General features: G+C 66.5%; 3 protein-coding genes. 2 read left to right on the forward strand and 1 reads right to left on the reverse strand.

The genetic code is table 11. From position 1 onward, the window contains the following. Positions 1–80: 80 nt before the first annotated feature. Entirely contained in the window at positions 81–1,331 is a 1,251-nt protein-coding gene (locus AC1DU6_RS25125; RefSeq protein ID WP_477860410.1) for an NAD(P)/FAD-dependent oxidoreductase, read from the reverse strand. A 321-nt stretch (positions 1,332–1,652) separates the two neighbouring features. On the opposite strand from AC1DU6_RS25125, the gene rpsB reads away from it, so the two are divergent. Beyond that, entirely contained in the window at positions 1,653–2,399 is a 747-nt protein-coding gene (rpsB, locus tag AC1DU6_RS25130; protein WP_056198145.1) for a 30S ribosomal protein S2, read from the forward strand. A gap of 69 nt (positions 2,400–2,468) precedes the next feature. Beyond that, positions 2,469–3,100, forward strand: a 632-nt coding sequence (tsf, locus tag AC1DU6_RS25135) for a translation elongation factor Ts (protein ID WP_477860412.1), incomplete at its 3' end; no start/stop codon positions are given.

Raw genomic sequence — 3,100 nt, forward strand, 5'->3', positions numbered from 1 at the left:
CCTCAATGCGCCTGCTGGCCGCTACATCGAACAGCGGCAGCGTGGAGGTCGTGGGCAGCACCGGATGCATGCCCATGAGCTTAGAGCAGTCGTTGCGGCCCGAGTGCGGCGATGTCCAGCGCGGGTGCCAGCCCGGCGATCTGCTGGGCCAGGATCTGGGCGCTGCCACAGGCCAGGCCCCAGCCCAGTCCGCCTGGCGAGATGTTGAGCCACAAGCCCGCGCGACCGCCGCTGCCAAGCACGGGCAGGCCATCGGCCGGCAGCGCGCGGCGGCTCTGGCTCTGCTGCACTTGGCTGTGCAGCACCGAGCCAGGGAACCAGTGTTGCAGGCCGCGGTGCAGGGCTTCGAAGTCCGGGGTCACTCGGGTTCGGGCGCCGGCGACGGTGAGGCCGCCGGTCACGCGTACGCGCTGGCCGGTGCGGGCAATGGCCAGGCCCAGCGTCGGGTCGATCCAGCCAGCCTTGGGGCCCAGGTCGGGATGGGCTTCGAGCAGCCGCAGCGGTGCCGTGACCGAGGCTTCGTGCTGCGCCGCCAGGGGCAGGCGTTGGCCCGACAACGTGGCGGCGTCCAGGCCGTTGCACAACACCACAGCGTCGAAGCGTTCGTCCTGAGCGCCGGGCAGCTGCGGCAGGGTGTCTCCGGCGTCGCGCTCGGTGCCGCGGATCGGCGCCTCCAGCGGCGGTGTGTATTCGTGGCGCAGCATCAGGCCGGTGCCGTCGGCGGCGATGGCGCGCACGGTGGTGTGGAAGCGAAACCCTGCGCCCAGGCGCTGGGCTTGCAGGCGCAGTTGCTGGGCGAAGAGGCGCGGATTGCCGGCACCGCCGCGGGCGAAGGCCAGCGCCGCGGCCAGCGGGGCGTCAGCGTTCAGGCCGGGTTCGCGCAGCCGAGCCTCGCCCGCCTCGATGAGCTCGACCTGCAGGCCCAGGGCCTTCCAACCCTCCAGTCGGGCCTGGGCGGTTGCGACGCGCTTGGCGTCAGTCAGCGCGACGAGAAGGCCATCGGTCGCTTCATCGTCCAAGCCCAGCGCGCGGCGCAGGTCAACGGCACGGGCCAGACCCAACTGGCTCAGCGCAACAAGTTGGCCTGCTGCGTCACCCGTGCTGCGCCCCGCGCGCCAACGACGAAGTCGAAAGGCCAGAGGTGCCGGTGACGTGGTGTCTGCCAAGTTGGGTGTAAAGGGCGAGAGCAGGGCGTTGCTGGCGAAGCTGGCCTGCTCGGCGACGCTGCCGCCGCGCTCGAAGACCTGCACCTGGAGCCCCAAGGCGGCCAGTTCGTAGGCCGCCGTCACACCGGCCAGGCCGGCACCAACCACCGCGACGCGGCGGGTCAAGCGCACACCCGGAGGGACGCCCTGACGGGCAAGCTTGCGGCCGCTGCAAAGCGGCGTCGGCTGGGAAAGGCCATGGGTTTGTGTATACTCTGCGGGTTTAGCCGGGGGGGCTGCGCTGTTTTAGGCGTTGCAAGACTCGGCAGAACGGTTGTGAGGGTGTTGTGGCTGAACTTCTCGGTCGCCACCGTCGCAACAAATCGCAAACCGGCCACTCAAAGGTGTTGTAGTTTGCGGCCTGGATTTCGCTTGAGAAACAAGCGTTTCCAGATGCTGCAACGCAATTCGGGCCGGATTTTAGACACAACCTTCGGAGTAAGACCCATGTCTGTCACGATGCGCGAGATGCTGGAAGCCGGCGTCCATTTCGGCCACCAAACCCGCTTCTGGAATCCCAAGATGGCCCCGTATATCTACGGCCATCGCAACAAGATTCACATCATCAACCTCGAGAAGACGCTGCCTGCGTTCAACGACGCGATGAAGTTCGTCCGCTCGCTGGCTGCCAAGCGCGGCACCATCCTGATGGTCGGCACCAAGCGCCAGGCCCGTGAAGTCGTCGCCCTGGAAGCCCAGCGCGCCGGCATGCCCTACGTCGACTCGCGTTGGCTCGGCGGCATGATGACCAACTTCAAGACGGTCAAGACCTCGCTGAAGAACCTGAAGGACATGCAGGCCCAGATTGACGCCGGCACCCAGCCCGCGATCAAGAAGGAAGCGCTGATGTTCCAGCGCGACATCGCCAAGCTCGAGAAGAACATCGGCGGCATCCAGGACATGACCGCACTGCCCGATGCCATCTTCGTCATCGACGTCGGCTATCACAAGATTGCCGTTGCCGAAGCCAAGAAGCTCGGCATTCCCGTCATCGGCGTGGTGGACACCAACCACTCGCCCATCGGCATCGACTACGTCATCCCCGGCAACGACGACTCGGCCAAGGCTGTGGCGCTGTACGCCCGCGCCGTTGCTGACGCCGTGCTCGAAGGCAAGGCCAACGCCACGAACGAAGTGCTGGCTGCGGTTGCTCCCGCCGGCGACGAGTTCGTCGAGGTCTCCGAAGAGGCTTAAAGCCCTTCCGCCCTGCATTTGAAAGGGGCCGCGAGGCCCCTTTTGCCAACCGAAATCTGGAGAAGAGAAATGGCTGCTATCACCGCAAGCATGGTGGGCGAACTGCGTGCCCGCACCGACGCCCCGATGATGGAGTGCAAGAAGGCGCTGACTGAAGCCGAAGGCGACCTGGCCCGCGCTGAAGAGATCCTGCGCGTCAAGCTCGGCAACAAGGCCGGCAAGGCTGCCTCGCGCATCACCGCCGAAGGCATCGTCGCCTCGGCCGTGGTCGGCGGCAATGGTGCCCTGATCGAAGTCAACTGCGAGACCGACTTTGTCTCGAAGAACGACGCTTTCCTGGCCTTCGTGAACGCGCTGGCCGGCCTGGTTGCTGAAGCCAACCCGGCTGATGTGGCTGCGCTGTCGGCGCTGCCGCTGTCCCAGGAAGGTTTCGGCCCGACGGTGGAAGACGTGCGCAAGGGCCTGATCGGCAAGATCGGCGAGAACATGTCGATCCGCCGTTTCCGGCGCTACAGCGGCACCAAGCTGGCGTCCTACCTGCACGGCACCCGCATTGGCGTGATGGTCGAGTTCGAGGGTGACGACGTCGCCGCCAAGGACGTTGCCATGCACGTGGCCGCCATGAAGCCGGCAGCRCTGTCCAGCGCCGAAGTCTCGGCCGACCTGGTCGATAAGGAGCGCCGCATTGCCACGGAGAAGGC

This window comes from Roseateles sp. P5_B10 (genome assembly GCF_056400485.1).

Bases quoted from the DNA above. Each gene is read 5' to 3' on its own strand.
- rpsB (WP_056198145.1), top strand. From the start codon at position 1,653: ATGTCTGTCACGATGCGCGAGATGCTGGAAGCCGGCGTCCATTTCGGC.